Source organism: Bradyrhizobium sp. CCGB12, from assembly GCF_024199845.1.
GTDB lineage: Bacteria > Pseudomonadota > Alphaproteobacteria > Rhizobiales > Xanthobacteraceae > Bradyrhizobium.
In genome coordinates, this window is sequence record NZ_JANADO010000001.1 from 5,965,196 (window position 1) to 5,988,872 (window position 23,677).

Here is a 23,677-nt window from a genome sequence, read left to right on the forward strand (position 1 = left end):
ATGTCCCCAGTTGTCCTGCAGAGGTGTTAGCAAGGGACGTGCCAATGATGTTGGTTCACGACGTCCTTCCTGCCGGGATCAGCAGTGCGAAACGCTTGCAGTATTGCAAGCCGCCGCGCTAGCGCAGGTGCTCGGGCAGCTGAGGCTCGTGATCAATCAAGTCCGCAAGAAAGCCATCGTAGTCTTCGCCATTGAGGATCGCATAAAGAGCGTCGAGCGCCTGTGCGATCAGCCGCGCTTCATCGGCATCCAAGAGCCGCACCGCAGTGTCGACACACACAAGCACCTTGGAACCGACTGAAGGCTCGGACAGCAGCATGACAGAGATGCGCCGCTGCTGATTGCCATACTCACACAACGCGGACCTGCCGTCTGTCTCAATGATCGTCATTGGCAAGCCAAGGCACATGTTGTAACCGCGTGCCGTTAGATCGACCGCGCCCTCATCTCATAGTTTTCATGGTCGATATCATTTGCAAGCAGACGTTCCGTTTCCTGGAGCAGCACGGTCCGCATTTTTGCAGGTGAACCCCACTGCGCCAGCATTTCGCAAGCCAATTCGATCGCAGGCGTAATCTGATTGCGCACTGGAGAGGTCAGCGGCCCTCCCCAACTTACCGGATCCAACGGTTGACAGCCAATCAGAGCGAGCTCTCGTGGACTACGGCCAAGCAGGTCGACCGCACTTAAGACCTCCTGGAAACCGGTCTGATGCAGGCTCAACTTCTTTGCGGCCGTGAATTTCGGCACCTCGTTGCCTTGGACAAGCTTCAACTTCCCAGGTGGGAGGCCATAGTCGATGGCATCGAAAACGATAAGGCCGTCGGCCTTCTGAAGAAGACCGATGAGGTAGAGCCCTAGCGTGCCGCCATCGAGTACGGATACATTGTGAGGAACGATGTAGCGGCGGTGGAACGCCTCCACTGCTCGCACACCGAACCCCTCATCGGCCCACAGGATGTTGCCGATGCCAAGCACCAGGATCGATCTCGTCTTCGAATTCGGTGTTACCATCCTCCCTCAATCGCGCAAATCGCGCTCACCCGAAATTATGGCGGAGATGCTCCGGCGCGACATGATGTCTTCGCGAATCGCCGTATAGATGTGGATGAGCACAAATGTCGCGATCACCCACAGGCCGAGATGGTGCGATGTATGGACGTCCTGACTGTTCGGCAGGATCGCAAAAACCCAGCCGAACAGCCTAAATTGCCAGCTTTCGCGGCCAGAGCCCTCTGCATAAAGTGCGAAGCCGGTTACAATCATGAATGCGGTCGTCAGTGTGAACATGGAAAGCATCATGAGCTGAGCTGCGGGATTGTGGCCCGCACATTTTTCCGACGTGACCGCAAGGAAGGCGTACCAGCGAATCGTCTGCCGCAGCTCATTCCAAAAGCACCTGCGCCAGATCGGCACGTAGAAAATCTGCCTGGTATGAGGATTTCCCATCATGGCCCAATAGATGCGCAGCAGGAAGCCGACGGTGAGTACATAACCCGCTGAGAAATGAGCAAATCGGATATAGCCGAACAGGAACTTGTCGCTTGCCTCTCCTGGCGTGGTCGGCACCGCGGTTCCGATGAAGTAGCCAGTTGTGGCCAGCACCACAATGGCTGCCGCATTGAGCCAATGCCACAGCCGCACCGGCATTTCATAGACGTAGACGACGTCACGACCAGCACCACGGTTTTTCCCTGCGACGCCGATGGAATTAAGGGCAGTGACTTGCGCGGTCTTGTTCAACATGACACCTCCTAGCGGACCGTGACCGAAGCCAGTTCCTGGCCCTCCGGACTCATGACGTGGGTCGAGCACGCCAAACACGGATCGAAAGAATGGATCGTACGTAAAATCTCCAACGGCTTTCCCGGATCAGCCATGGGCGTACCGAGCAGAGAGGCTTCAAATGCGCCGATATTGCCAGTGGGATCGCGGGGCGAGCCATTCCACGTCGTGGGCACGACGCATTGATAGTTGTCGATTTTGCGGTCCCTGATCTTGATCCAGTGCCCGAGCGCACCGCGCGGCGCCTCGGTGAAACCGTAACCCTTGGCTTCCATCGGCCAGCTTTCAGGGTTCCACTTGCTGACATCGGCGGTCGCGGTGTCACCCGCCTTAATGTGGGCCACCAGCTTGTTCTGGAAATGGCGCATCTGATGTGCTGCCCACTGGCATTCAAGCGCGCGCGCCGCGGTGCGGCCGAGCGTAGAGAACAGCGCAGTCACGGGAAGCTTGAGTGCCTTTAGCAGTTTCTCAGCCGGTTCCTTGAACTCCGCTTTGTCCTGCGCATATCCTATGATGTACCGCGCCAGCGGTCCTACTTCGACGGCATTGCCGCGCCAGCGCGGCGCCTTGATCCAGGAATACTTGCCGCCTTCATCGAGCTCTTTGATGTCGGTCCTGGTACCCTTGAGGTTGGCGCCAAGCTGGAAATTCGGCTCGGTGATGCCGTCCCACGGATGCAGTCCTCTGAACTCATCAGGGTATTTGTACCAGGAGTGGGCCACAAACTCTTGGATCTGATCGGGATCTCCATGGTCTACTGGCAAGACCTCCTTGAGATTGCCGTTAAGAATGACGCCGCGCGGCACCTTCAGACTATTTGTAGAATAGTCGTTGGCATTCTCGGGGATATCGCCGTAGGACATCACGCACCTGTCCGACAGCCCGCAGCCATACAGCCAGCCCTTGTAGAACGAACCGATCAGTGTGATGTCCGGTAGATAAACCTGCTCGACGAAGTCAATCGAACGGTCGATGATTGAGGACACCAAGTTGAGCCGCTCGATATTGATGGCTCCGATCGCGCCAGTGTCGTCAACATTGATCGCGCAGGGCACGCCGCCGACCAGCCAGTTGGGATGCGGATTCTTGCCCCCATAGATCGCATGGATCTTCACGATCTCCTTCTGAAAGTCGAGTGCTTCCAAATAGTGCGTCACCGCCATCAAGTTCGCTTCGGGCGAAAGTTTATAGGCCGGATGCCCCCAATAGGCGTTCTTGAAAGGGCCGAGCTGCCCTGAGTTGAAGAACTTGGTGAGTCTGATCTGCAGATCCTTGAAATAGCCCGGCGATGACAGCGGCCAGGGCGAAACTGACTGCGCCAGTCTCGAAGTCGCCCTTGGATCAGCCTTCAGCGCCGAGAGCACGTCCACCCAATCCAGCGCGTGCAGGTGATAAAAATGCACGAGGTGATCATGCACTTGCAGGCAAAGCTGCATAATATTGCGGATCGAATTGGCATTCTCCGGAATCATAATGTCGAGGGCATTCTCAACAGCGCGCACGGAGGTGAGCGCATGGGCGCCGGTGCAAACACCGCAGATCCGCTCCGTGAACGCCCAGGCATTGCGCGGATCGCGCCCGCGCAGGATGGTTTCGATGCCACGCCACATCGTTCCACTCGAGACAGCGTTGCAGATCACGTTATCTGCGTTGAGATCAACTTCGACGCGAAGGTGGCCTTCAATCCGGGTGAGCGGATCGACGACAATGCGCTTGCCCGAATTATCGGTCGTGAATCCATTGGGTGTCTTGATGCGCACCGATATTCCAGCCCTGAAATTTCGATCATTTTTCCTGAGCTGAGCCGTCGCGTTTGCGGGTCAGCCGCTTCGCTGCAGTAATTGCCGCGTGCGCGGCAACGGCTAGACCTACCGCGCCGGCAGCGGCCATGCCAATCTGATCGGCATTCGTCTCGATGCCGAATTGCTTAACGGTCGTAAGCCGGTCGTAAAATGAACCCTTGTCCCAGAAGCCATCTTCAGAGCAACCAAAGCAGCCGTGGCCGGATTGGATCGGGAAGGAAACGCCACCGTTCCAACGAACGGCTGAGCAGGCGTTGTAGGTGGTCGGCCCTTTGCAGCCCATTTTATAGAGACAATAGCCCTTTCGTGCGGACTCGTCGTCCCACTCCTCCACAAACTGACCAGCGTCGAAATGAGCACGACGATAACATTTGTCGTGAATGCGCTGAGAATAGAACATCTTTGGTCGCCCCTGACGGTCGAGCTCGGGAAGTTTTCCGAACGTAACAATGAAGGTCACAATGGCAGTCATGACCTCGGCGATCGGCGGACAGCCAGGCACCTTGATGATCGGCTTGGTCGTGATGACCTTATCAATCGGCGTCGCCTCAGTTGGGTTGGGCTTGGCTGCCTGCACGCAGCCCCAGGACGCGCAGGAGCCCCAAGCGATGATTGCCACGCAATCTTCGGCCATCGATCGAAGCTTCTCGACGAACGGCTTGCCGCCATCAATGCAGAACATGCCGTCTTCATTCAGCGGAGGAGCGCCTTCAACGGCGAGGACATACCGGTCTTTGTATTTTGTGCGGGTCTCCGTAAGAATAGCTTCGGCTTGATGTCCGGCTGCCGCCATGATGGTATCATCATAATCGAGCGAAATCATCGACAGCACCGCGTCTTTGACCAAGGGGTGGGCCGAACGCATAAAGCTTTCCGAACAACAGGTACATTCGAGTCCGTGCATCCAGATTACCGGCACACGAGGCTTGGTCTCGAGCGCACTGGCAATATCTTTTGCCGCCAGCGGGCTGAGCCCGAGACTGGTTGCCGTCAAGCTGCAGAACTTATGGAAATTGCGACGCGTAATACCCTGGCGTCTGATCACGCCGTAAAACGTTTCAGTCGTCTCGCCCATGATTCCTTCCAGCCCTGCCGAATTGCCGACGAGCGGAGCAAAAAGCAGGCCAAGCACAATTTGATGACAGACACCAAGCCGCCGCCCTGCGATCTGGCGGTAGAATTGTCGACGCCGGATATCGGTCGGACACAGGCCAGCCGGAGGGCTTTGATTGGGACGCCCGCAAGGGAGCGCACGATAGAACAGAAGCCAAGGAGCGCTTATTGGTGAGCTAATAAACCATTACGATATCGGGCCGTGAGTTCTAAGCAGGCCTGTCTTACAGAGAATTCGGGTTCATTGTGTTCGATCAGTGCGCCGTTAACTGTCCAACTCTGCCCATTCGTGTCTGATTTAGACGTTTATGCGAAACAAATCCACCAAGCAGGGTGATCCGGCGGTGCACGAAAGAACGTGAATATATCGTATGTACGCTCAAGAAAGTCTCTTAAGGTCGAAGCGCGTACGACAATTGTAAAGATTTGCCCATGCCGGCACGCCCGCTCGGCTTCGACACGGATGATGCACTTGCGCGGGAAGCGCTTGGCAGATCCGCACCATTTTCGAGTGATAGGCCGAGAAGAAGGGGCGAAGGGATATGCTCCTCAGCTCTTGCGCACCGCGCTTCCCTTGCGCGGCATTCTCAATGTGCGCTCGCCTGATCAGCAACCTTCCTTAGGCGCATAAGCCCGCGTGCTTCTTGTCGAACAATATGATCCCTTTGCCGAGATCCGGATTGCACCACCAAGCCTTTCCGCAGGCTATCGGCATAGCTTTCGCCGAGTGCTTCCGTGCTTCCATCACCTGGATGCTTCCCATTCAAACAATGGATTTCACCAATGTTGGAGAATGTTGCATCGACCACCAGCACCTAACACCGGGTGCCGATTCAGCCATCCAGTACCGCCCGAGGCCACACTCGCCGAGGACGCAACGGCGTTTGCATCGAAATGCTTGATAGGCACCAAAAAGCGACAGCTCGGGGTGAACTATTGCCACGGTCGAAAAGCATGCTCTGGACGGTCGCCGATTACCGACTCCCATTGTCCCCTCAGTTGCTGCAGACCTCTCTGAGCTGAAGCAATGCCGCGCGTTGGGCTTAGCTTGCATTCGCAATCGGCGGGCCCGACGGAGCGCTGCCATTCAACATCCCCAAAAGGAGCCGATCATCTTCAGACCGGCGGATCGTCCGCGGCGTCCGCGCGCGGTGCGCATTTTGCTTGGCGACAGAAGATACACAGAATCGAGCGTCCACCTTTTAGAATCACGCTGCCGGATGTCGGACCTTCGACAAACAGCGTCTTCAATCGGACAGGGCGCGAACAACAGACTCGTTGATGCGCCGCCTCTCAGCACGGGACGGCGCAGTCTTCGAGTTTTCGGGAGGAAGGCATGACCACAATCGCAACTGCGACGCCTGTTGGAGCGTCGCGACCTTGGTACAAACTTCTCTACATTCAGGTGCTGATCGCCATCCTGATTGGCGTCTTCGTCGGGTGGTTATGGCCGTCACTTGCGACCAACGATTGCATCAAGGCGCTTGGGGACGGCTTCATTAAGCTGATCAAGATGGTGATCGCGCCGATAATCTTTTGCACCGTGGTATCCGGAATCGCGCATATTCAGGATGCAAAGAAGGTTGGACGGGTCGGCGTCAAGGCACTGGTCTATTTTGAAATCGTCTCCACGTCTGCCTTGGTGCTCGGCCTATTGGTAGGCAATCTGTTCCAAATCGGCCGTGGGCTCGCCGTCAAGCCCGACGCCATGGCGGTTGCCAATTACGTGAAGCAGGCGGAAGCCTCGAAAGCTGTCGATTTCATCCTCAATGTCATTCCTGACACCGTAGTCGGCGCACTCGCCCGCGGCGACGTTCTGCAAGTGCTTCTGTTCGCGGTCCTTTTCGGCTTTTCGCTGATGGCGCTGGGCAAACGCGGAGAGAGGTTGCGCGGCATGATCGACGACTCAGCGCACGCGCTTTTCGGTTTGATCGCCATCATTATGAAGGCGGCCCCAGTCGGCGCGTTCGGTGCCATGGCGTTTACGATCGGAAAGTTCGGCCCCGCTGCGCTCGGCAACCTGATCGGCTTGGTCGCTCTATTTTACGCGACAGCAGCGCTGTTCGTCGTACTTATACTCGGCCTGATTGCACGATTCATCGGTTTTTCGATCTTCAAGTTTATCGCATATATAAAGGATGAACTCCTGATTGTGCTCGGCACCTCGTCTTCGGAGAGCGCGCTGCCGCAATTGATGGAGAAGCTCGAGCGGCTAGGCTGCTCCAAGTCTGTCGTGGGGCTCGTGGTGCCGACCGGCTACTCCTTCAATCTCGACGGCACCAATATTTATATGACGCTCGCGACTTTGTTCATTGCACAGGCGTTGGGGGTCGATCTCACTTTTAGCCAGCAACTGACAATTCTATTCGTCGCGATACTGACTTCGAAGGGCGCAAGCGGCGTCACTGGCGCGGGTTTTATTACGCTCGCTGCCACGCTGTCGGTGGTCAACCCAGTGCTGGTGCCCGGCATGGCGATCGTGTTCTCGATCGACAAGTTCATGAGTGAGGTGCGAGCGCTTACCAACATCGTGGGCAATGGCATCGCCGCCGTGTTCGTGTCTTGGTGGGAGGGCGAACTGGAGCATACGACATTGCATGCGCGCCTAAACAACGATAGGGATTCAAACGATGTCGAGCCGAGAAGCAGTGCCAAGTAAGGCGATGCTATGTTTCAAAACGTTTGAAGTCATGCGCAGCCGATGTACGTTTTGATCGTTCATTTCGGCAGCAGCCGCACGTGAATGCCGCCCCCACCGTTGCTCGGCCGCCTCTTGCTCGCTTGCCCGACTGGATTAGGCCGGAAGGCCACGATCTGCACGTTTGAGTAGAGAGAACGCAGCCGACAAGGATGGGGCGCCTCCGATATCTCTACTGCTCTGGGCCGCGAGTAAGAATTAAGCTTTCGCGGAGGGGGCGCGCGGGTGGTCTTTGCTTCGACGGCCCTCGTGAAATTCAAGAGAGGAGCGAAGTGCAACAGCTGACGCGAGGAAGCCTCTCGTCGCATGGCAACCGGAGCCGCGGCCGCGCTTGACCGACGGCTGATTAGACACGCCAGGCTTCCGACAGCTTGCGAGTAATTCGGCGACTGTGCTTCCGATGATCGACTAAGACCGCGAGATTAGGACCGATCTAAGCGCCCCGATACCTTAAGGTTTAAAAGAACTATACGAACGTTTGGGATGCACCACCCTTCGGGCCGTGCTGTCTTCCGCGCCGAATACTGAGCTTGGAATCGCCCTCGAGCGTAGCTGAGCCGAGGGCAATTGAGCTTTTTGCGTAGGATGTTAACCTCTCCGCCATAAGAAGGCCGGATGATTTACACACATGAGTAACCAGCCCATTGATTTGCGACGTTCAGCCACCCAGGCTCTTTTATATAGCGTTACGATCGCCGCGGTAACGCTAACTTCACTGCACCTGCATGCACATCTTGCCACCACGGCGTTCGCCTATTTGACGGTGGCACTGCTGTTTTCACTCACAGACAGCTTTATTGCCTCGGTCGCGCTTTCCTTGGCTTGTATAGTGGCGTTAACTTACTACTTTGCGCCGCCAAGTCTCAGTCTCGATATCGATGATCCTCAAGATATTTCAGTGGTTGTCGCTTTCCTCACGACTTCAATTGTCGGAACGCACCTGATTCGAACAATCCGCCAACAAAGGGAAACTGCGCTAAAGACTGCAGCCAAGCTCGAACAATCCGCTGCCGATTTGCAGGATAGTGAGAAATGGGGGCGCGCAATCTTTGAGCACAATCCCGTCATGTACTTCATGGTCGATGAAGCCGGAACGGTTCTCAACGTCAATACTTTCGGTGCCACACAACTCGGTTATGCGCCCCACGAGCTGATCGACCGTTCCGTCCTAAATATCTTGCTGAAAGACGATCGCGAGTTTGTTCGCAAATGCGTCGTGACGTGTCTTGAGAACATTGGCCAATCGCACACTTGGGAGGTCCAGAAAATCAGGAAGGACGGGTCGGCAATGTGGGTGCGTGAAAACGCCAAAGCCCTGCAATGGGCTAATGACAAGCCTGTCGTTCTCATTGCCTGCGAAGATATCAGCGCGCGAAAGCGGACCGAACTTGCGCTGCTGCGGAGTGAAGCTCATTTGCATCAGGCACAGGAATTGAGCCACACCGGAAGCTTCGGGTGGAATGTCGCCACTAACGAGGTCTTTTGGTCGAAAGAGACTTTTCGTATTTTCGAGTACGATCCGCAGATCGAAGCATCATCACAACTCGTGCTGGACCGGACCCATCCGGAAGATAGGGTTTCCGTTCAGGAGGTTATCGATCGAGCAATGCGAGACCAAGAACATTTCGAGCACGAGTACCGGCTGCTCATGCCGGACGGCTCGGTGAAGTACATCCGCGCGCGGGCACGATCGACGACAACGGCGCCAGGAGTTGTCGAGTTTGTCGGAGCCGCGACGGACATCACGTCCGCAAAGCAGGCTGAACAGCTGCTGCGCCGTAGCGAGGCCTATCTGGCCGAAGCACAGCATCTCAGTCACACGGGCAGTTGGTCCTGGGATCTCTGCGAACGCGAGTTCGTCTATCGCTCTGCCGAAGTTGATCGTCTGTTTGGCTTCGATCCGGAGGAAGGAGCATCAATTGATGCTATCATGTCGCGCATACATCCGGACGACGTCCCGCGGCTTCGCGACGTTACCGATCAGGCGATGAAAGGCAACGGAGGGAACTACGAATATGACTTCCGAATCCTTCTTCCCGACGGCGAGGTGAGGCGCATACATAGCGTTGCGCATGCTGTAATCGGCAGCGACGGCAGGGTCAGCGAACTAATCGGAACACATATGGACGTCACTGGTCAACACGTTGCCAGAGAAAGGTTGGAAAACACTCTTGCTGCCCTGCGCGAAAGCGAGCAGCGTTTTCGCGACTACGCCGAAACGGCTTCTGACTGGCTATGGGAGACCGGGGCGGACCATCGTGTCACGCACTTGTCGGAGCACACGAGCTATGCGGGCATTCTGGCCAGAGAGCTCATGGGCCAGCCTCGTTGGAAAATTGCGTCCGACATAGAAGCAGAACCCGAAAAGTGGCGCCAACATCGCGCCGCACTAGACGCGCATCTCCCATTTCGCGATTTAATCTATCGAACCGTCGACCGGTTCGGAGCCGCGATCTACATTCGAGCCAGTGGCAAGCCATTTTTCGATGTAAGCGGCAATTTTCTCGGCTACCGTGGCGTCAGCACTGATATCACTGCCTCCATTCGCGCAGAGCAGGCCGAGCAGGAGCTGCGGAAGGCTCACGCCGAGCTTGCGCATGTTACGCGCGTGACAACGCTTGGCGAGCTAACAACCTCCATCGCTCACGAGGTAAATCAACCGCTTTCCGCCATCATCAGCAATGCGGACGCGTGCCTCGGTTGGTTGGGTCGCGAAGCTCCAGACCTTTCGGCAGCACGCAGCTCGGTCGAGTGGATTATTGAAGACGCCATTCGGGCAAGCGAGGTGATCCGCCGGGTCCGGGCACTTGCGAAGAAAAGCGAAATCGAGATGGTAACGCTAGATATCAATGAGGTCGTTAAGGAGGCCGTCGCACTGGTGACACGTGAACTGGCCAATCACCAAGTGACTTTGAGAATCGAGTTGACGCCCACTCTTCCCCCTATACTCGGCGACCGGGTTCAACTGCAACAAGTGATCATCAATCTAGTGATGAACGGGATCGAGGCCATGCAAGCCATCAAGGACCGTGTTCGCCAGCTGGTGCTTCAGTCAAGCATGGACGATATGGGACGTGTTGAGATTGCTGTGACTGATTGCGGCATCGGGATTGCCGAGGATGACATAGACCGCATCTTGGACCCCTTCTTTACTACTAAATCGAGCGGCCTCGGGATGGGTCTTTCAATCTGCCGTTCAATCTTGGAAGCTCACGGAGGGCGGCTTTCGGTTGTTCGTAAGCAGGAGCCTGGCGCAACTTTTCAATTCGCCCTCCCACTGCATAAGGAGGCCATCCCGTGACCGCAAGCTTTGAGCCACCGCGCAAAGACAGTAAGACCGATGGAGCAGCAGGACCGATGGTCTTCATCGTTGAGGACGATGTCTCGATGCGCCGCTCGCTCACAAATCTTTTTCAACAGGTAGGACTTGACGCCGTCACGTTCGGATCGGCCCGTGAAATGCTTCAGACCAAGCTTCCGGACGTTGTTAGCTGCCTGGTTCTTGACGTCCGACTGCCAGGGGTGAGCGGCCTAGAATTCCAGAGCGAACTCGCCAAGTTGAACATCAACATTCCGGTTATTTTCATTACAGGTCATGGTGACATACCGATGAGCGTCAAGGCCATGAAAGGTGGAGCGGTCGATTTCCTAACCAAGCCTTTTCGCGATCAAGAACTGCTTGATGCTGTGATTGCTGCGACCGAACAGGACCGCAAGAGGCGCGCCGCCGAGCAGATAGTCACGCACCTACGGTCGTTGTTCGAAGCGTTAAGCCCACGCGAGCAGGAAGTAATGAAATTGGTCGCTACCGGTCTAATGAACAAACAGATAGCCGCCGAGCTCGGGCTGGCCGAGATTACCGTCAAGATCTATCGGGGACACGTGATGAAGAAGATGCGTGCACGTTCTCTTGCCGAGTTGATCACAATGGCCGCCACACTGGGATTTCGTGCGAGCAGCACCGAGCAAACCTAAGTATGATTTTACAATCTCACTTGCGAAGCCCAAGTTCGTCCAGGTAGGCCAATGCTTCGGCAACCGCCTTCCCCGTCAGGAGGGCTCGTCTTGTGGCTTTGATTTCCGTCGTTGATGACGACGCGTCGGTGCGTGCCGCAATAGAGAACCTGTTGAAGTCACGAGGTTACATCGTTCACCCGTTTGCGTCTGCCGGGGAGTTCTTGGCGTCACCCGAGTTGACCGAAACATCCTGCGTGATAACGGATGTGCAGATGCCAGTCATGAACGGCTTGGAACTCCTGGCAGAGATACGAGCCCGGGGTCACTATACGCCGTGCATTCTCATTACTGCCTTTCCTGATGACCGCACGCGCAACTCAGCTTCGGCCGCCGGAGCGATTGGGTTCCTGGCCAAGCCTTTCGCCGGACGTGCGTTGATCAAGTGCCTCAAGGCCGCCTTGGAGGAACACCGCGGCGGGACTGGCGCCTGATATAACATTTCAACTTTGCTCTCGAGCTAGCCCTCTGCCGCTTAGCGCCTTCGGCACTCAGTCTAAGGAGGGAATAGATCTGGACCCGAGAGCGCCGATCAAGGTCGGACATTGGCAGGCCTTCAGTGGAATTACAAAGACTACCGTGAAGGAGCCCGCTAAGCCTAATGGAGGCCGCGAGCTCGTAAAACGGTTTCCTTCCCGCCGCATGGAGAGCACGAGCGACGGCTCGAATTCTCACTTGCAAGTCGTCTGCAACGTTTACAAGGCCGCTCGCCGCCCACGAATAGATGTCTCTGACGCTTCAGTCAAACCATTCGATTCTCCAATCTAATAGTTGGCGGGGGATCGCCATCTGCGGCTGGACCAATGTTCTCACAGCTCCATCTGATGATCTGCATCGCAGCAACTGTCGAGTGCCTCTGTGCCCGGGAGATTGGTCGGGCGCCTCGACGTTGAGTTATGTTCGGCAACTTACGAAAAGGCTGACCTGACCACAGCCACAGGGGACGGAGCGCGTGAGAGATTCATGTGGAACTATGCCTGATCGGCTACGTCACCAGTGTCAAAGATTGATAAGCTATGTCGCGCACGGCTTGCGCGACGTTGGGCGTCGGTCGGGTTTCGTCAGCGCTTAAAACACACCATCGCAGCGGGTCCGTATGCGCGGACTCAATGAAGTGCCTCAGCTCACTGAGCGCTTTCTGTAAGCTTGCTAACATAAAAAACACGCCTTTAGGGCAGATCGTATTCCGACGAGCAGAGTCTCACCCCGCGGCGCGCTACGCACCGTCACGCGTACTATCTCTTCTGCCGCTGCATGACGAGCTCAGCGACCACGCTCCTCCGCGGTTAACCTGTGAGCGAGGCGACCTGCGAGGTTATACAGGAGCATCCGGCAGTTTCGTTCAACGTATTTCTTTGCTTTCTGATTCCAATCAACGCGACGTGGCCGGATGCACGCGCGTGGCCTCCGGGGGGCGACACTTTGCAACCCCTCACTATGAAACATTGCTTCGGTCCAGGTACAAAAGGCCCAATGGCGATGATTGACATCGTTGATACCATTAGAGATTCGGTGGCCCCCTTCACATCCCGACCTCCAATTCCAGACGCGTTGTCTCTGGTGCGGATATGCAGCGCGCGACTTCGTATCCTGAGGACGGGATCGGCGCGCGTGAGTGGCCCGCCTTGCACTTTTGCCAGGCGAAGTGCGCAATCCCGATAGCTATGAGGGGCCTACTCGACCGTCACCGACTTCGCGAGATTGCGCGGCTGATCAACGTCTGCGCCCATCGCTACAGCGACATGATAAGCCAAGAGCTGGATTGGAATAGCATACACCATCGCCGCGAAGGTTGCGACCATGTGTGGAAGCACGATCCTCGCAAAAGTATCCACTGTCGCTTCAGAAACTCCCTTCGCATCAGTGATCAAGATAATGTTGCCACCACGTGCGGCAACTTCCTGCATGTTCGAAACGGTTTTTTCGAAGAGCGCGTCGTAAGGCGCAATAACGACCACGGGCACGGCATCGTCGATCAGCGCAATTGGGCCGTGCTTGAGCTCTCCTGCGGCATAGCCTTGCGAGTGGATATAGGAGATTTCCTTTAGCTTGAGCGCGCCCTCCGAAGCTAGGGGGAATGATGTGCCGCGACCGAGATAGAGCACATGAGTTGACTTAGGGATTTCTCGCGCGATTTTCTCGATCTCCGGCTCGGTCTGCAGAGCCGCAGCAATCAACCGCGGAACTTCAATCAGCTCGCGCGCGAGTCTCGATTCATCGATATCGGACAATTCGCCACGTTCTTTGCCAGCTGCGACCGCGAGCGCGGCCATCACCATTAATTGGCAAGTGAACGCTTTTGTTGAGGCGACGCCGATTTCCGGCCCTGCCAGCGTCGGCAACACGGCTTCGCTCTCTCGCGCAATCGTTGACGTCGGCACGTTGACTACCGATATTGTGTGCAGACCCTTCGCCTTGGCGTAGCGCAGCGCGGCGAGAGTATCGGCGGTCTCCCCTGACTGAGAGATGAAGATCGCGAGATCCCCCTCGCGCAAAGGTGCGGCTCGGTATCGAAATTCAGAGGCTACATCGATATCGACGGGAATGCGCGCCAGGCGCTCGAACCAGTACTTGGCGACGTGGCCGGCATAGCTGGCCGTACCGCACGCCGTGATTGAGATATGTTGAACGGAATTGAAGTCAAACGGCAACTCGATCGGCAATATTCGCTCGGCAGTCATATCGACGTAATGCGCCAGCGTCCGAGCAATCACTTCCGGCTGCTCGTGAATTTCCTTGGCCATGAAATGGCGATAGTGCGCTTTGTCGACGATGACCGAGGATACATTTGGCTTTGATGCTTTCCGGTGAACGACAACGTCAGTCGAGTCATAGATCACGCTATTCGCACGGGTGAGAACAACACAATCGCCATCTTCAAGATACGTGATAGTGTCGGTTAGGGGCGCGAGCGCAATCGCGTCCGATCCTAGATAGATTTCGCCGTCGCCGTGACCGATCGCGAGCGGTGCCCCCTTGCGCGCGCCGATCATGAGATCATGGTAGCCTTTGAACAGGAACGCCAGCGCAAATGCGCCGCGCAGCCGACGCAACGACGCTTTTACCGCGTCCTGCGGAAGGTACCCTTCGCGCAAATATGACTCTACAAGATGAGCTACCGCCTCGGTATCTGTCTCGGAGACAAACTCAGCGCCGTTCTGCTCCAGTTCGCCGCGCAGCTCGCGGAAATTTTCGATGATCCCATTATGAACGACGGCAACGTTATCCGTGACGTGCGGATGGGCGTTGCTCTCGCTCGGCTTGCCATGAGTAGCCCATCGCGTGTGGCCAATACCGCCATGACCCGAGAGAGGATCGATGCGAAGGCGCACCTCAAGATTTATCAGCTTTCCGGCGGCACGTCTCAACTCAAGACAGCCACCTTCGAGCGTTGCCACGCCTGCAGAGTCGTATCCCCGATATTCGAGCCGCTTCAGCGAATCGACCAGTTTTCCGACGATCGGACCACGTCCTAAGATGCCAACGATTCCGCACATATCGATAAACGCACCCTGACTTTCGAGCAAGCAAGAGCCAGGCGGGGGAAACGACTTGGCCAAATTGACTACGTAAGATGTTCAATGATCGCTGCAGGATTCGCTGGAACGCAACTCCGCAGGCAAAGAGCTTGAGCTAAGTATCTCGATCGTCCCACATGGTCCCCTGTCTTTTAGCTTGGGCAAGCATCATAGTACTCTCACGGAGGCTCTTCAAAGTTGAGTTCGAAAGCGCTTCTTCGTCGCGTAGCTCGATAGGGATTGGTGCCGAGATCAGAGTTTTCGTGTTGGTTGGACGGTCGCAACTGTCATATGGCGCAGGCTCTGATGATTGACCATGCTTAAAGAACGGCACTGCATATCGGCTCCTACGATAGAACTTCATGATTCCTGCTCATCAAGTTACTGCCTCCCCGAAGCAGAACCCCCTGCTCGCTTGATAAGACGAGGCTAAAACCTCGAGATCTCTAGTTCAATCGTACGGAGGTAAGCCTTGAGCCGCGAAAAGGTTTGAAGAGCTATACGAAGGTTTGCAGCCACAACGCATGTCCGGGTCGTCATCCAGATTGAGAAGAGCTCATGGGCTTCCTCTCGCCAAACTCGCCGCTGCGACTTTCCATTGGCGATGCATATCAACGTATATGGTGCGTTTGACCCACACTGCCATACAATCAGAGGGCCAAGATCGTTCTGTTCATCTTCGTGTGAGAACAGGGCTTCTTTGCGCGTGAGATGACTTCCCGAGGGTTGACATAAGAATGGGCGCGACAGGTCAGACAATGACGGACGAGCATTCAAAACGACGGATTGCGCTGATCACCGGAATTACCGGCCAGGATGGCGCGTACCTCGCGGAGCATCTGCTCGGCCTTGGCTACACGGTACACGGAATCAAGCGGCGGTCGTCTTCCATCAACACTGCGCGCGTCGACCACCTATACCAGGACCGACATGCCGGCGACGTGCCCTTCCTAATGCACTACGGCGACATGACCGATTCCACAAACTTAATCCGGCTACTTCAACAGATCCGCCCGAATGAAATTTATAATCTAGCTGCGCAAAGTCATGTTGCTGTTAGCTTTGAGAGTCCTGAATACACGGCCAATGCCGACGGCATCGGCGTGCTCCGGCTGCTTGAAGCGATCCGCATCCTAGGCATGGAAAAGGAGACGAGGTTCTATCAGGCCTCGACCTCGGAACTCTACGGTCTCGTACAGGAAGTGCCGCAGAAGGAGACGACGCCATTCTATCCGCGTTCGCCCTATGCCGTAGCCAAGCTCTACGCCTACTGGACCACAGTGAACTATCGTGAGGCTTACGGCATCTTCGCTTGCAACGGAATTCTGTTCAACCATGAGAGTCCAATCCGCGGCGAGACCTTCGTCACACGTAAGATCACGCGCGGCGTCGCCCGCATCGAAGTCGGCCTCGAGGAACGCCTCTATCTCGGCAATCTAGAGGCCAAGCGCGACTGGGGCCACGCCCGCGACTATGTCGAGGGCATGCACCGCATTCTGCAGGCAAACGTGCCAGAGGATTACGTGCTGGCGACCGGCGAAACTCGATCGGTGCGCGAGTTTGTCGAGCGCGCGTTTGCCGAAGTGGGCCGCAGCATTGAATGGCGTGGCCAGGGCGTCGAGGAGACCGGCATCGATCGGGCATCGGGCAAGACCGTGGTGCAAATCGATCCGGCTTATTTTCGGCCGACCGAGGTCGATCTGCTGATTGGCGACGCTGGCAAAGCTCGCCAGAAACTCGACTGGAAGCCTAAGACAAGCTTTGCGCAGCTGGTCAAGGAGATGGTCGCAAGCGATCTCGCCGAAGCGAGTCAGGAGTGCCGCCAATGGCCAGTACGCCGTTTGAGCTGAAGCGCAAGTCCGTCTTCGTCGCCGGCCACCGCGGCATGGTTGGCTCGGCGTTGGTGCGCCGGCTTGCGAGCGAGCAGGCGAACCTCCTGACGGCGGCGCGAAGTGAGCTCGATCTGCGTGACCAAGCAGCGGTGAACACCTGGTTCGCCGCGAAACGGCCGCAGGTGGTGTTCCTCGCCGCTGCAAAGGTCGGCGGCATCCTGGCCAACGACACACTTCGAGCCGAATTCCTCTACGACAACCTTGCAATATCGATCAATGTGATACAAGCCGCGCATGCTAACGGGTGCGAGAAGCTGATGTTTTGTGGCTCCTCCTGCATCTATCCGCGGCTGGCGGCGCAGCCGATGCGAGAGGATTCGCTGCTGACCGGCCCGCTAGAGCCCACCAACGAGCCCTATGCAATTGCGAAAATAGCCGGTGTAAAGATGGTGGAAGCTTATCGGAGCCAGTACGGCGCCGACTTCATCAGCGTGATGCCGACTAACCTTTACGGTCCCGGCGACAATTATCATCCCGAATACAGCCACGTGGTCCCAGCGCTGATCCGCCGTTTCCATGAAGCCAAATTGTCGGGCGCCACGAACGTTGTAGTATGGGGCACCGGCACGCCCCGGCGCGAATTCCTCTATGTCGACGATCTTGCAGATGCCTGCATCCACCTAATGCAGACCTATTCGTCGCCGGAGCTGGTCAATATCGGCAGCGGTCAGGACATCACCACCGCCGATTTGGCGCTCGCGGTCGCGGCCACCGTCGGCTTTCGGGGCGAGATCAGCTTCGACACGTCGCGTCCCGACGGCACGCCGCGCAAGCTGCTGGACGTCAGCCGCCTGGCCAGAACCGGCTGGCAAGCCCGCATCTCGCTGGAGGAGGGCATCAGGTTGGCATATCTGTCCTATCTCGATGACGCCAACAGCCGGCAGCAGGATATGCTTGCTTGCCAGCGAGGGGAGCGTCAAGGAGGAAGCTTTCGTGCATGATCAGTCAGTCAAGAGTCTCCCTGCCTCTTAACGCGAGTGCTGTGATGGCATTTGGACTGGAAGCGGATTCGAATGTCCGAAGCCTGAATGTGTTCGCGTCCGCGCATGAATGTGCGGGTCTGCAGGGCGCAGTGCAATACCGCCGATCGCACGTTTGCCGGACAACTTCGCGGTACCGCAATTCGGCACAATCGGGCCGTCTCCTTAGCACGCAGGACGTATTCGGCCGTAGGATCTAATAAGGAAGCCCGCCTGCAATATCAATTGGTGGCCACCAAAGGCTGAGATCAAGCGGCTGATCTCAGCTTTGGCGCTTGCATCGTAATTCGGAAGCGGCCGCTAAAGGCCCGACGACTTAGCGAGCTGGAAAGCCGACCCAGGACCGCTTTGAGGGGCTAGGACGGATACGGTTCGGCATGGCCGTGCCCGCGTCCTTGCGACTCGTGTAAAGAGAACGTCCGCGGCTAGGTCGACAACATCATGCCCGCCCGCCTTTACGCCCCGCCCTTGGCGGGGCGGGTCGTATTGGAGCGTCCCAACACCCGCGGACGCGGAGCCGCGATATTCGAACCGCTGAGCGCCGCCCCCGCAATCCAGGTCGTTCAACAGGCTGTGCGAGAAATCGCTGGCATGATCATAGGACGCCTCAGCCTCCGCAAGCGCCCAAGAATGCCATCAATCATCGACATTCGGATCAATCCCCCGACCTCACCAAAACGAATTCTCAAAGCCACTTCACCTTTTTGCGACATTCGATTGGTTTGATAGTTTTTTTACATCACGACTCACTGTCGAGTCAGTTTGTTTATGATGCTTACGTGTGAGGTCGCTTCAGCCGTCTGATCTCGCCAAGCTGTAGCGCAGCTTCGGTGAGCGCGATTGAATACCAACACGCAACGGCAGCAAAGAAAGCAATAATTTCCAGTTGAGTGAAACAGTCATGCGCGAGCCGACGGATGTCATATCCCATCGAGAGCCATGGCATGCACAGTCTCTCCCGATTACGACGATAACAATCGTAGTCGCAATAGGGCCGCCGCGAGGACATTTCTCGCAGGTAACCCGTTCCTAGGGATCGACGACACTCGGCGCAATTCGATGAATTGCTAGGCGTCCTCTGATTGACCAATATGAACTTCACGGTCGTTCAGTTCCATGACAGTCATTCATAATGCATCCGCCAGATCAACAAGAGAAGGGGTGCTGCTGAAACGAAGGGTATAGCTGGATCCAGGATTTCCGGGTCGTATTCTGTCGCTCGTACGCGGCGACAAAAGAAGCCCGACCGCTTTTAGTGGCCGGGCAGAAGTTAGTCTCGGAAGGAGCGACGCTGTTACACATCGCGCCAACTTCCGTCGGCAGAGGGAGGGCTCCTGCCAACGGTCCAATTTCGGCGAGGGCATTCGCCGATGGCCTTAGGCACAGAAGGCCGAAATCTATTCCAAATGAAATCTGATCTTTTTCGTTCGATTGGACCAAGGCTGAAGAACTCGGCCTGATACTCGTGGGTGCGACAATATGCCGACGGACGCCTAGCCCTTTGGCCGCCGCCGGCTGCTGCGAACCCGCAGTGTTAGGCGAGAGATCACCTAGAACCGCCGCCGGACCGCACAAGCGCGTGGTTTGACGCCCGACGTACACCGACAATGATTTTCCCGGCCTGGGCAAAAGATCGATAACCGTCATGATAAGATCGTCGGCTCTTTTATTCCGCGTCATTGCTATGCGACATCCCGCAAAGTTGGTAAAATCGATTGTGTTGATGGGCCGCATCTACACGGTGGATCATTTCCCGGTCGTTGGCACTTTGTGTCTCGGGGTGCGCATACCCGAGATCTGAGCGCAACCAGCCCCGGCACCTGAACGCGCGCCGCCAAATGCTGACACCGCTGGCGTGAAGACACACGACAGGCAGCTAAGGCGCGAATGACGCCATCGGAGTAAACGAGGCGACCTCCGACGCGGTCGACGTCCCATCGATTTTGGCTCATCTTATGTTTGCTTTCAAATGCTTACCGGAATGCGCGCGCCATCATGCTACGCAACTGAGAAGCGATGAATTCGGACGGAGCGTCGGAGACGTGAACTGAAAGACCGCGCCTCGGATTCTCCTTCGCGATCACCCATATCAGTCCTCCGTCGGGCTCAATGATGGACCGCAGAGCACCATTCGAATGCCCGGCGCTTAGTGATGTAAAAGGGTTCGATCAGCCGCGCGAGACCCTTCGGGCCCGATCCTGGAACGGGATCTCGTAAGCAGTATACCATTTCAATCAGGTCTGGCCGTGCTGTTACCAGCTCTCGGTACCTCGTTCTTTCAGCGCGCCGACGGCGCGGATGATCAAGTTGAGGACCACCTGTCAGCGTCGAGCTCAATGTGCCCGAACGAGCGGCAACACTCTGGCGAGAGGATAACCACGGGCGCCATCGTTAGCCTACACGAACGATTCGCTCGCGCTGTCTCTTCCGAAGCTATTGCTCATACGCTTCGCGTTCGACCGGCGCCTGCCATACTCAGTCGTTCTCCTCGAGCCAACGCTAGATCGAGACGAAGCGCGGCAGCCGCAGATCACCTTCGTATCTCTCGGCGCCACGAACTGCAATTACGTCAAGAAAGGTCAACCATCCGCGATCGACGGAGCAGCCTCTTACCTAGAGCAGCAATCAGCGAGCTCGGGTTGATCATCAGGGCCATCGCTCGGCGAGTTGCGTCAGCTGTCGATGAGATCGAGCTCGGCGGCCTTCTCCGGGCGGCGCGCACTCGCGTCGGGGCGGTGATCCGACGCGATCGCGACATAGAGCGCCGGCAGCACGAATAGCGTGAACAGTGTGCCGATAGCAATGCCCGCTACGACCACCAGCCCAATCGAGAAGCGGCTCGCGGCGCCAGCACCCGTTGCGGTCAATAAGGGTAAAAGGCCCGCGACCATGGCCGCAGTGGTCATCAAGATTGGACGGAGTCGGACGCGCGCCGCCATCTCGATGGCGGAGCGACGATCAAGTCTCTTCTTGAGCTGCAGCTCATTGGCAAACTCGACCATTAGGATACCATGCTTAGAAATCAGCCCGACCAGCGTCAGCAGTCCGATCTGGGTGTAGATGTTCATCGTCGCCGCGCCAAAAAATAGCGGAATCAAGGCGCCAACGATTGCCATGGGCACGCTGACCATGATGATGAGAGGATCGCGCAGACTTTCGAACTGCGCCGCAAGCACCAAGAAAATGATGATGAGTGCAAACACAAAGGTGAAGGCAAGCTGGTTACCTTCCCGCACATACTGGCGGGCATCGGCGAGAAAGTCGTGGTTGTAGCCTGTGGGCAGTTCCTTTGCCTTCTCGTCCAGGAAGTCCACAGCTTGACCGATCGTGACGCCCGGCATCGGCACGGCCTGGAAGGTTGCAGAGTTGAGCTGATTGTAGCGGGTGAGCGCGTTGGGATCGGTCGCGGTCTCAATGGAGACAACAGTTGACAGCGGCATCATTGCGCCCGTCGAAGCCTTTACATAGAAATTCCCGAGTGATTCCGGGGTCAGCCGGTTCTCGCGCGGCACCTGCGGGATCACCTGATAGGAGCGGCCCTCTAGGTTGAAGCGGTTGACGAAGTTTCCGCCAAGGAGGGTCGCAACCGCGCTTCCGATGTTCTGCATGGTGACGCCTAGGCCATTGGCCTTGGATCGATTGACCCTGATTCGGACCACCGGCTGATTAAACTCAAGATCGGAGTCGCTGACCATAAACAAGCCGCTCTTGCGCGCGGCATCCTTCAACTTCGACATTTGCTCGTAGATGGACTGAAAACCCAGCGTCGAGTTGATCACCATCTGCACCGGCAAGCCGCCTGAACCGCCCGGAAGGGGCGGCAGGCTAAAGGCAAAAGCATTGATACCTTCATTCTTGGACAGCTCCGCCTGCACTAACGACTTCAGCGCGATCGATGATCGTTTGCGCTCGTCCCAAGGCTTGAGCAACATGCCGGCCATGCCGCCCTGCGCACCGCTGGTGCCGTTAACCACGAAACGCAAGTCGGTCTCGGGAAACTTCTGAAACGCCTTGTCGAGCTTAGCGCCGTAATAGTCGAGGTAGTCGATATTGGCGTATTTCGGCGCTTTAGTTAGTACAAATACGATGCCCTGATCCTCCTCTGGGGCGAGTTCCTTGGATGTATGCATATAAAGAAAAGCAACGAGGCCTAGCATGGTCAGCGCAAACAAACCGGTAATCGGGCGATAGTCGAGCGAGCGGTCGAGCTTGCGGCCGTACCAGCCTGTCATGGCGCCGAACACGCGGTTTACGATTCTTGCAAATTGCCCTTCCTCAGCACTCTTCAGGAAAACCGAGCACATCATCGGCGACAGCGTCAACGCGATCACGCCCGACACGATTACCGACCCCGCCAGCGTAAACGCGAATTCGCGAAACAGCGCACCGGTGAGGCCGCCGAGAAAGCCAATCGGCGCGTAGACAGCGGCCAGTGTAATCGTCATCGAAACGACGGGACCGACGATCTCGCGCGCCCCTTCCCTAGCGGCTGCCGTCGGCGTCGCTCCTGCTTCCAGATGGCGATGAATGTTCTCCACCACGACGATCGCGTCGTCGACCACGAGACCGATCGCAAGCACCATCGCGAGGAGAGTCAGGAGATTGAATGAAAAGCCCAGCGCAAGCATCATGCTGCAGACACCAACGAGCGACAGCGGAATGGTGACGATGGGAATGATGACCGACCGCAGCGATGCGAGAAAAAGAAAGATCACGAACACAACGATAGCGATGGACTCAATAAGCGTCTTCTCCACCTCATCGATCGACGATTGGATAAATTTAGTGGAGTCGTAGGCCACTTTCATCTTCACCGATGGCGGCAGGTTACGCTCGATTTCTGGAAACAATGCCCGGACGCCTCGCACTATGTTCAGCGGATTGCCTTGCGGGCTCGCCTGCACGCCGATAAAGATCGCGTGCTCGCCGTTCATGGCGACGCTGACGTCCGCGGACTGTGCAGCAAGCTCAGCTGTCGCGATGTCCCCTATGCGAACAAAGCCGTCGTCTTTGGCTTTGACGACCATGTTCTTGAAGTCATCCACACTCCGCAGATCTGTATTGGCCGTCACGTCTGAGACGATGAAGTAGCCCTTAGCCTGGCCGGCTGCGGCCTGGAAATTATTGGCGGCGATTGCAGCCGAAACATCAGCTGGTGATACGCCGTGCCCTGCCATTCTCGCAGGATCAAGCCATAGCCGCATCGCAAAACTTTGGCCGCCCAGGATGTCTGCCGCCGCGACGCCGTCTACGGTTGACAGAACAGGTTGTACCACGCGCGAGAGATAGTCGGAGATCGCGCTGGCCGTCAGTTCCTCGCTGGAGAAGCCGATATACATGACAGCTGTCGTCTGACCGGAAGATTTGGTGACGACCGGATCGTTCGATTCCTTAGGGATTAAATATCTGACCGAGTTGACCTTCGAGAGGACTTCGGTGAGCGCCTCGTTTGGATCGAAATTGAGTTTGATGTAGACTTGGATCGACGAGGTACCGAGCACGGAGGAGGACGTGATGTAGTCGACGCCCTCGGCCGAAGCGACCGCCTGCTCCAACGGGGTCGTGATGAACCCCTGAATCATGTCAGCGGAGGCGCCTGGATAGGATGTCGTGACATTGACGACCGTGTTAGATAGCTTGGGATATTGTCGGATCGGCAAAACGGTGGCCGCGCGAAAGCCTATCAGCAGGATCAGGAGACTGACCACAATCGATAACACCGGACGTTTGATGAAAAGCTCGGTAAATGCCATCGCGACGCTCGGATTCAAAAGACTGATTCAGTCGGCAAGCAGACCCGGGCCACCGCCATAGTGATAAATGCGGCGATTGCCGTTATGCCCGTGCATGAGGAAAGAAGGATCACTCGCAAAGG

General features: G+C 56.6%; 12 protein-coding genes and 1 pseudogene. 6 read left to right on the plus strand and 7 right to left on the minus strand.

Translation table 11 applies throughout. The features are described 5' to 3' along the window. Window positions 1–118: 118 nt before the first annotated feature. Genes NLM27_RS27270 through NLM27_RS27290 form a run of 5 tightly spaced genes read right to left on the minus strand, consistent with a single transcriptional unit; the run spans window position 119 to window position 4,662 of the window. Complete coding sequence (locus NLM27_RS27270; RefSeq protein ID WP_254146232.1) at window positions 119–409, minus strand: HypC/HybG/HupF family hydrogenase formation chaperone; 291 nt, start codon at window positions 407–409, stop codon at window positions 119–121. 17 nt (window positions 410–426) lie between these two features. Further along, a complete protein-coding gene (locus NLM27_RS27275; protein ID WP_254146233.1) occupies window positions 427–1,014 on the minus strand; it encodes a HyaD/HybD family hydrogenase maturation endopeptidase in 588 nt (195 codons plus the stop codon). Window positions 1,015–1,020: 6 nt separating this feature from the next. Further along, window positions 1,021–1,746: a Ni/Fe-hydrogenase, b-type cytochrome subunit gene (gene cybH / locus NLM27_RS27280; RefSeq protein WP_254146234.1), complete on the minus strand. Its 726-nt coding sequence runs from the start codon at window positions 1,744–1,746 to the stop codon at window positions 1,021–1,023. Window positions 1,747–1,754: 8 nt separating this feature from the next. Next, the gene (locus NLM27_RS27285; protein ID WP_254146235.1) at window positions 1,755–3,545 is read right to left on the minus strand and encodes a nickel-dependent hydrogenase large subunit; all 1,791 of its coding nucleotides are present in this window, start codon (window positions 3,543–3,545) and stop codon (window positions 1,755–1,757) included. A gap of 25 nt (window positions 3,546–3,570) precedes the next feature. After that, window positions 3,571–4,662, minus strand: a complete 1,092-nt coding sequence (locus tag NLM27_RS27290; protein ID WP_254146236.1) for a hydrogenase small subunit — start codon at window positions 4,660–4,662, stop codon at window positions 3,571–3,573. Window positions 4,663–6,036: 1,374 nt separating this feature from the next. Here NLM27_RS27290 and dctA point away from each other — a divergent pair. From dctA to NLM27_RS27310, 4 genes are all read left to right on the plus strand, one after another. Next, window positions 6,037–7,359 (plus strand): C4-dicarboxylate transporter DctA, encoded by a 1,323-nt coding sequence (dctA, locus tag NLM27_RS27295; RefSeq protein ID WP_254146237.1) that lies wholly within the window; start codon window positions 6,037–6,039, stop codon window positions 7,357–7,359. Between the two features lie 667 nt (window positions 7,360–8,026). Beyond that, complete coding sequence (locus tag NLM27_RS27300; RefSeq protein ID WP_254146238.1) at window positions 8,027–10,699, plus strand: PAS domain S-box protein; 2,673 nt, start codon at window positions 8,027–8,029, stop codon at window positions 10,697–10,699. A 56-nt stretch (window positions 10,700–10,755) separates the two neighbouring features. Next, window positions 10,756–11,373, plus strand: a complete 618-nt coding sequence (locus NLM27_RS27305) for a response regulator transcription factor (RefSeq protein ID WP_254148942.1) — start codon at window positions 10,756–10,758, stop codon at window positions 11,371–11,373. Window positions 11,374–11,471: 98 nt separating this feature from the next. Further along, on the plus strand, window positions 11,472–11,846 hold the full coding sequence (locus tag NLM27_RS27310) for a response regulator transcription factor (protein ID WP_254148943.1): 375 nt from the start codon (window positions 11,472–11,474) through the stop codon (window positions 11,844–11,846). Window positions 11,847–13,085: 1,239 nt separating this feature from the next. On the opposite strand, the gene glmS is transcribed toward NLM27_RS27310, so the two are convergent. Beyond that, window positions 13,086–14,909 carry a glutamine--fructose-6-phosphate transaminase (isomerizing) gene (glmS, locus tag NLM27_RS27315; RefSeq protein WP_254148944.1) on the minus strand — a complete coding sequence of 608 codons (1,824 nt, stop codon included), beginning with the start codon at window positions 14,907–14,909 and terminating at the stop codon, window positions 13,086–13,088. Window positions 14,910–15,688: 779 nt separating this feature from the next. On the opposite strand from glmS, the pseudogene gmd reads away from it, so the two are divergent. Both gmd and NLM27_RS27325 read left to right on the plus strand, forming a co-directional pair. Then, window positions 15,689–16,775: pseudogene (gene gmd, locus NLM27_RS27320) on the plus strand (GDP-mannose 4,6-dehydratase). Next, entirely contained in the window at window positions 16,756–17,763 is a 1,008-nt protein-coding gene (locus NLM27_RS27325; protein WP_305887607.1) for a GDP-L-fucose synthase, read from the plus strand. The pseudogene gmd and the gene NLM27_RS27325 overlap by 20 nt, the downstream one beginning before the upstream one ends. Window positions 17,764–20,474: 2,711 nt before the next feature. Here the strand turns inward: NLM27_RS27325 and NLM27_RS27330 are convergent. Next, entirely contained in the window at window positions 20,475–23,555 is a 3,081-nt protein-coding gene (locus NLM27_RS27330; RefSeq protein WP_254146239.1) for an efflux RND transporter permease subunit, read from the minus strand. Between the last annotated feature and the right edge of the window lie 122 nt (window positions 23,556–23,677).